This window comes from Vibrio sp. 10N.222.49.C9, from assembly GCF_041474985.1.
Lineage (GTDB): Bacteria > Pseudomonadota > Gammaproteobacteria > Enterobacterales > Vibrionaceae > Vibrio > Vibrio crassostreae_C.
Window position 1 is genome coordinate 1 of the sequence record NZ_JBFRVD010000257.1, and the last position, 385, is coordinate 385.

Sequence of the window (385 nt, forward strand, 5' to 3'; positions counted from 1 at the left end):
AAGTTATCAAGACTGCGTTTAATGTTGAACCAACCTCTGACATGTTGACTCTGGATGGCGTAACTTCACGTAAACGCCAGATTGGTCCAGCGATTCAGAAGGCGCTTGAGAGTTTGTAGTAGAAGCTTTCGCTGAGCGATTGGAAATTTAGATGGGTCTGAATGTTATGTTCAGGCCCTTTTTGTTATATTTTTATCTAGCATTTAATAAGCCAGTGACGCTGCTAACTTCGTGCTTAATTGATTGTTAACGGTATCAAAATAACCCTAATTTGTTGGACAAACTCACTCATTCACCACTAACAGTATAAATCAGAAAATAATATTTTTAGTAAGTGAAACATTGGAATGATATGACAGCACGTTAAAATTCCAAAAGGATAACG

1 pseudogene is annotated in these 385 nt (G+C 37.1%); it reads left to right on the forward strand.

What is annotated here, in order from left to right:
• Window positions 1–119: pseudogene (locus AB4585_RS23030) on the forward strand (manganese-dependent inorganic pyrophosphatase); the annotation flags it as partial.
• Window positions 120–385 lie beyond the last annotated feature (266 nt).